Below are 6758 nucleotides of genomic sequence, written 5' to 3'. Positions count from 1 at the left end.
AGCCTGTATGGCTTCCCTATCAGTTTCAGATATGCATAGTACATTATTGTATCCCTAAAAAATATATCCGTATCATATACGCCTTTATCTCTGTAAATATATCTTGGCAAATATATCTTTCTGAATTTAAAGTCCTTACACCAGTTATGTATCTCAGAAATGCCGTTGTAATGATCAACATCAAAATGTGTTATTAACAGCGAATCCTTACCACATGTCAAACTTCCAATAACTCTGTTAGCTGCAATCCATCCGCCTGCACCAAATTTTGCGCCGCAGTCAACCAGAAGCTTTTCTTCCGGATTCTTCTCATCATAATATAGTATTGATTCCCCAAAGTTTACTTCAAACATTTTGAATTTCATAGCCTTCTCCCGTTTAATCAAAAGGACCAGTCGCTTGTACTGATCCCTACTAATCTTGATTAACCCAATTACCCATATTTTTCATGCCAAAGTATAATCATTTTTTCAGCATCAAATTGATTTTTTGCCAATGTCTTTTTACTTGGTTTCCTCAAGTCTGCTTTCCATTTTCTATTCCATGATGTATTTCAATAACTGCATGAATTTATTATTTTAACTTTGTATTTATGTCTTAATGAGTTTAATGCTTTATTTGTATAACCGACCATTTTGTCATTCTGGAGTCTCCCCAAAACTATACCAGGGTCTCGATCAATTTCTTTTGCAAATTCTTTGATAGCCTCAATATCAAAATTCCTCTTACTTATAAATTCACAATACGCTTGTGGCGGAATCAGCATATCTCTAGCATACAAATCTGCTTTCTCTTCCAGCGCACCTTCCTCTTCATCAAAAGAAATCCCGAAATCACTATTTATTATGTGTCCTATTTCGTGGAACATAGTAAACCAGATTGTATCCGCATATCCTCTTCTGTCGTTAACCATGAGCATTATATTATTTCCGATTTTTTTAGTAGCACCACTAGTATTAGATCCCGGCATATTGGGAAGAATAATAAATATTACACCTGCTTTCATGAATTCATTCCGGATTACATCATAAAAGTCTTTATGATTAGCCGTTTGAGTAAGTGCGAATTCTATTGCTCTCTCAAATCGTTTCTTGTCATATTTGGGAGCCTCAATCTTCAATGCGTAGTTTGTTGCTATCTGAACCATTGCATTTGCTTTAGCAATATTACTTTCAGACATATCACTGAATTTACTTCGGAAATTTGCTGCCATATCTTTTTTGGGTAGTACTCTTATTGTTGATACTTCTAGAAATTTCCTGATTTCAATTATTTGCTTTTCTTTGTTTTTGGGATAATTTTTAAGTCCATAATTATCTCTAAAATACCTATAATCAAGATAATCAAAAACCTTGCGTTCTTCTTCGAGCTCTTTATCCGATGCAAATTCTGCCTTAAGCTCCTCATATCCTTTTTGCAAGTTGAGCCAATATCCTATTGATGTTCCCGACAATCTGGATAGTTTCATAGCAATATCAACAGAAAGATTTTGCTCCCCCCTAACTAGAAGGCTAAGATTTTTAGGTGTTGTATCAAGTCTTTTTGCAAAATCTTCTTGCGTAAGCCCACTTTCTTCAACCATTTCTTTTATATAATACCCAGGATGAAACGCCACTTTATCCTTATATTCAATGTAACTACTCATAATGTTTACTCACTTCCTTAATCTCAACTATCTCTACTGCTTCTGCTATTTCATCTATGTTACATGGTATGAATGGTTCTCTTTCATTATTCAATGGTCTGAGTATTATTCTCCATGGATCCTTTCTTGTCTTTACATCAATTGCAAAATAACCATCTAATTTCTGTTTTCCGACATTATGCAGATTATGAAAACTAAACTGTTTCTGAACAACTATATCCTTTATCGTTTCTGCTTTTTCAATAGCATTTATTCTAGCTAATAAACTAAGTGCTAATGCCTCACTTCCACCAAAAAGCTTCTTCGCTTCTTTTAAACCTGTGCACTGTTTCTCGACCTTTTTATTCTGGTAAACTATCTCCACATATTGCACCTCCTTGCGCAAAATTACCCGTCAGGTAATTTTATTCTAGCATTTTCAAAAAGTACAGTCAACAACACCAATGCATATATGCATTAACCAATAATAACATTCTTCTTTGCCGTTACATTGCATTTTGCGCATTCTTTCATACCCGCAGCAAGGCTGTCACACCTAGCTGGATTTTCATTTGTACAGATACAGGATTTTTCATCATAATATCTTCTGTCTATCGACCAATCCACCCTATATGGACCGCTGTTGGAGATAAGTTTATAGTTACTCTTTGGCAATAGAATCTGTTAATAGCTGATCTTATATAAATGTCATCCGAGCCACACTGCCTGTTGGTCTCTACTACAAAAATCAATTGAATTGCCATTTACTCCCTCGCAAATATCTGAATAAAATCCGACGGCTCAATATTAAACGGAATATTCTTTATCATTCCGTTTCTATAGCTTCCATCAGGTGTGTAGTTTCCATTTTTCGTCCACGGAACAATCGTGTTTTCACCCGTCAGAAAGTCTATAGATTTCTTGTTATCTTTAAGTACCATCATCGGATCGATATTATGCGAAGTAAAACAAAGCTGACCTTCCCCATAGTACATGAAATACTCTATCAGTCTGCAGAGATATACATCGTTTATGTTAGAATCCAATTCATCGATAAATACTATTCCGCCCATGCTTGCAAGAGCCAGGCTATTATACAACTCGATAAGTTTCTTTATTCCTGTACTTTCGAATTCTTCATTAACAGCATATTCACCATAATTCAAATTTAATTCGCATTGTAAAATGTCACCATCTTCACTCTTTTTAATATCAATGCTCTTTAAATCACGCTTAAAAACTTTAATAAAGTCTGTGAGCTGCTTCGTATATTTTTCAAACTCTCCATAAAGCTCTTTGGGCATTCTACGCGGTTTATTTGTACTTATTAACATCATTTTTTCAAGTTCATCAATATAAGCCTTCTCTTCAGCATCTTCTCTCCTTAATTGCTCAATTCGAAGTTGCTGGAAGTACAGTTCGTGCTCATCCTCTTTGTCAAAATGAGTAGTTAATAACACGCCAAAAATAGCAACCATAAAGCAATTATTATAGAACTCTCCATCCAAGAAGCCTTTTAGGTCAGTTGTTTTAGCAATTACTAGAGAAAGCAGTGTTTGCCTCGAGAGCAGATTCATAGATTTATTACGAATATCCTGCTCTTCATTTTCATCCAAATATGACACGTAGGAAAGCATACCATCACATGTCTCATAAACTGTTTTATACATATTCTTGCTATTATTTATCTTTAGCTGCAGAAGTTCATGTGTTATTACAAATGACTCATTCTGATCCTGAACAAGCTCTATCTCATGATGAAATATGCTTTTTTTATCTGCCCCTGTAATGACGAACTCGCATGATATCTTGAGATTCTTCGATACCTTATTTATCAGTTCATGCAATTTCTCCTGGACTTTACTTTCCCTAAGATAATTGTCCCGCAGCAGCAGGCTTTTATATATTGCAACCCCTGTAATTATTGCGGACTTACCGGCTCCATTTTCACCATAAATGCCTTTTACCCTATATTCATCCGTCTTAAAATTCTTATTCACAGTTTTCCCATAAAAGTCCAAAGTAATGCTTTTCTTTAAACATTTGATACCTGACATTGATATATTAAGCAAATATACTCCCATAACCCTTACCACCTTTCATTTTTATTCTAGCACAAAAGGAACAAAATATACAATGTGTATATTTTGCTCCTTTAACATACGGCGAGCATCGGGTGCCAATCGTAATTTTTTAGTCCATAATTATCTCTAAAATACTTATGTTTATATTCATTAGCCAGTAATAGCATTCTTCTTTGCCGTTACATTACATTTCGCGCATTCTTTACGGTCATCCCAAACATGACATAAGAACACATCATAATATTCAGGATTCGATGCTCTCTGAACAACGCTATTTCGAATTGGCGTTAATGATCTTACCTCTTCGTATGTATATGACGCACCTGATCCAACCGGAGACCATGGCGCACTGATTTTCTTCCTCGTTACTCCTGTTCCATATCCTGAATAACTATAATACGGTCTGTATTCTCTGTATGTCCTGTATCCATATCCTCTTTTTCCGCAAACATGACAATTAGCTCTACCACTCTCCGTTCTGTGTCCATTAATTGGTGCTGTACATGTTGCCATAATTATCTTCCTTATCATATAAACAAGTATCCTTTTACAACCGATAAGCACTACTCAAGATATTGTATTTTTATCTGATTTATATGAAGAATATCACTATATGTTGCTTACATCAATATTTTTGTGAATTTTCCGTAATTTTATTGACGTAGTAAACATAAAATGTTATTTTATTATCAGAATAGGATAGGAATAATAGGAGGTTCATGCCGTGCTAGTTCAGTTTTCTATGAAGAATGTTTTGTCTTTTAAAGATGAAATCACTCTTGATATGACATCCATACCAGCATATAAGGAACATCAGTACAATCTAATCCAAGGAACAAAAGAAAAGTTCTTACGAGTAGCAGCAATCTATGGTGCAAACGCAAGTGGAAAATCAAACCTCTACTATGGTATACAGATGTTCCAAAATATCGTTATGCGCTCTATGAATGCAGTCGGTGAGATTGAGGATAACATTCTGGAAAAATATTATAATCCTTTTGCTTTTGATGATGATTTCTCTCCCTCTGAATATCAGATTATTGTCTGTGATGATTCCGCAGAATATAGCTATGGATTTGAGTTTGATGATAAAGAAATTATTAGTGAATGGCTCTATGTCAGGGATTTTGAGAGCAACCGTAAATCTATAATTTTAGAGCGCACTACTGAAGAGATTAAAATGGGGGCTTCGGTCAGACGAGAATGTGACAGATATAAGAATCAGATTTCAAAAGAAGCTCTTGCTCTGACTTTTTTCAGCAGATTATCTCTTAAAACAAGAGTATTTCATAAGGTATTTGATGAAATTTCTCACATGATGATTGTAGATACTCGCTTTTATGAAAATCCCCGTGTTATGGAACGCTTCCTGCCAGATGTAATAGATAATAATAAAGAGGAGCTCATCAAGTTTCTCACTGCTATTGATACTGGTATTCGGGATATTTCATACGATACAATCGACAAAAAGATTGAGTTTTTTACATATCATAACGGCAAGGATCAAAAGAGATATAAGCTAAATCTGTATAACGAATCGCAGGGCACCTTAAAAAGCATAATTATTTTTATTATTGCCTCTTCAATCATTATGCGAAACGGCATTATGATCGTAGACGAGTTGAATATCAAGCTTCATCCTCTTCTCCTTAAATTTGTAATTGATTTATTTAACAACAAGGACTCAAGTGCTCAGCTTATTTATACAACACATGACACAACTCTTTTAGACAGAAAATTTTTCAGGCGAGATCAGATCTGGTTTGTTCAAAAGGATGATTATGGGGATTCCAGTCTTTCTGCCTTATCTGATTTCAAGATTCGTTCAGATGCATCATTTGAAAAAGACTATTTATCAGGAGTTTATGGAGGAATCCCTTCTTTGTCTGACTATACAGTGGAAGCAGGTGATTAAGTGGGAAGCGATGATATTTTTAAGAAAAGAAGGGCCGATAGAAAAAAGCGAACCCATGATTTCAAAACACCTAAAGCAAACTCATATCTTATCATTACAAAAGGTGAAAAAACTGAACCTTATTACTTTAATGGTCTAAAAAAGCGTATTCTTGAACAAATTGGTGGAACTGTGGACATTATTGAAGTTCCTGAAATTGACATTTATGGGCAAGGAGCTTCTACCGGGCGACTAATTGAAATCACAGAAGAATATGTAAACAAAGCGAAAATTATCTACCAAAACATTTGGGTTATTTTTGATAAAGATGAGTTTCCGGATTTTGATTCTGCTATTGCTACAGGAATAAGCAAAGGTTACTCCATCGGATGGAGTAATCAGAGCTTTGAATACTGGATTTATCTGCATTTTAGTTATAGTGATGCTGATTTACAACGGCATGAATGGAACAAAAAACTTGATGAACTTTTCAAACAATATAGCCTCTCTGCAGACGGATATGCAAAAAATCTAATAGATTTATATGATCTTCTGGATTCTATTGGTGGTGTCGATGCTGCTATCAAAAATGCCAAGCGCCGGATGGAAAACTTTAGAGAAGGAATTGATACTCCTTCCTCTTATGCACCCGGCACAATGGTGTATCTTTTGGTTGAACAACTTAGAGCTTACTTAAAGTAAAGATAATGCACGAAGAGGCTGCAACAACGCAGCCTCTTTGAATATGATCTTTATTCCACATTCTCCGCAACATTTCCCTAGCAAGGCTATCACACCTAGCTGGATTATCATTTATACAGATACAGGTTTTTGCATCATAATATCTTCCGTCTATTGACCAATCCATCCTATATGGGCCGCTGTTAGAGATAAGTTTATAGTTGCTCTTTGGAAGCCCACTATAATAATACGACTTGGTTGCATGATGTGGCACCTTCAGTATATTGTATGAATTTCCATATCTTCCTTTAATGCGCTTAAGTATTCTGGGTGTAATATCTCCTAATGCAAGTAACTCATCATCTATCTTTATTGCCACACTGCACTCATTCATATTTCTGATTTTAGTACTACTCTGGCACGTTCTATCAGTTCAGGATCGTTCTCATCGGAAAGCAGTTCTTCAAATAAAGGC

8 protein-coding genes are annotated in these 6758 nt (G+C 35.2%); 2 read left to right on the top strand and 6 right to left on the bottom strand.

The features are described from left to right. From G596_RS23175 to G596_RS25105, 5 genes are all read right to left on the bottom strand, one after another. On the bottom strand, window positions 1–365 hold a 365-nt coding region (locus G596_RS23175; protein WP_044929231.1), incomplete at its 3' end, for a hypothetical protein. Between the two features lie 188 nt (window positions 366–553). Next, entirely contained in the window at window positions 554–1645 is a 1092-nt protein-coding gene (locus tag G596_RS0119910) for a HigA family addiction module antitoxin (protein WP_022763550.1), read from the bottom strand. Continuing rightward, window positions 1638–2009, bottom strand: a complete 372-nt coding sequence (locus G596_RS0119905) for a hypothetical protein (protein WP_022763549.1) — start codon at window positions 2007–2009, stop codon at window positions 1638–1640. The genes G596_RS0119910 and G596_RS0119905 overlap by 8 nt, the downstream gene beginning before the upstream one ends. A 379-nt stretch (window positions 2010–2388) precedes the next feature. Further along, a complete protein-coding gene (locus G596_RS24245; RefSeq protein WP_155829380.1) occupies window positions 2389–3624 on the bottom strand; it encodes an AAA family ATPase in 1236 nt (411 codons plus the stop codon). Window positions 3625–3858: 234 nt separating this feature from the next. Then, window positions 3859–4221 (bottom strand): hypothetical protein, encoded by a 363-nt coding sequence (locus G596_RS25105; RefSeq protein WP_155829378.1) that lies wholly within the window; start codon window positions 4219–4221, stop codon window positions 3859–3861. A 211-nt stretch (window positions 4222–4432) separates the two neighbouring features. Here G596_RS25105 and G596_RS0119890 point away from each other — a divergent pair, with 211 nt between their 5' ends. Beyond that, window positions 4433–5623: an AAA family ATPase gene (locus tag G596_RS0119890; protein WP_026671437.1), complete on the top strand. Its 1191-nt coding sequence runs from the start codon at window positions 4433–4435 to the stop codon at window positions 5621–5623. Continuing rightward, window positions 5624–6304: an RloB family protein gene (locus G596_RS0119885; RefSeq protein WP_022763546.1), complete on the top strand. Its 681-nt coding sequence runs from the start codon at window positions 5624–5626 to the stop codon at window positions 6302–6304. On the opposite strand, the gene G596_RS0119880 is transcribed toward G596_RS0119885, so the two are convergent. Next, complete coding sequence (locus G596_RS0119880) at window positions 6285–6677, bottom strand: hypothetical protein (protein ID WP_022763545.1); 393 nt, start codon at window positions 6675–6677, stop codon at window positions 6285–6287. The two genes, G596_RS0119885 and G596_RS0119880, sit on opposite strands and share 20 nt — an antisense overlap. Window positions 6678–6758 lie beyond the last annotated feature (81 nt).

The organism is Butyrivibrio sp. AD3002 (assembly GCF_000420905.1).
Taxonomy (GTDB): Bacteria; Bacillota; Clostridia; order Lachnospirales; family Lachnospiraceae; genus Butyrivibrio.
The sequence above is the reverse complement of the archived record's forward strand: the minus strand, read 5'-3'. Positions and strand labels throughout refer to the sequence as shown.

Coding starts and splice junctions, on each gene's coding strand:
- G596_RS25105 (WP_155829378.1), bottom strand. CDS start 4,221: ATGGCAACATGTACAGCACCAATTAATGGACACAGAACGGAGAGTGGT.
- G596_RS0119910 (WP_022763550.1), bottom strand. CDS start 1,645: ATGAGTAGTTACATTGAATATAAGGATAAAGTGGCGTTTCATCCTGGG.
- G596_RS0119880 (WP_022763545.1), bottom strand. CDS start 6,677: ATGAATGAGTGCAGTGTGGCAATAAAGATAGATGATGAGTTACTTGCA.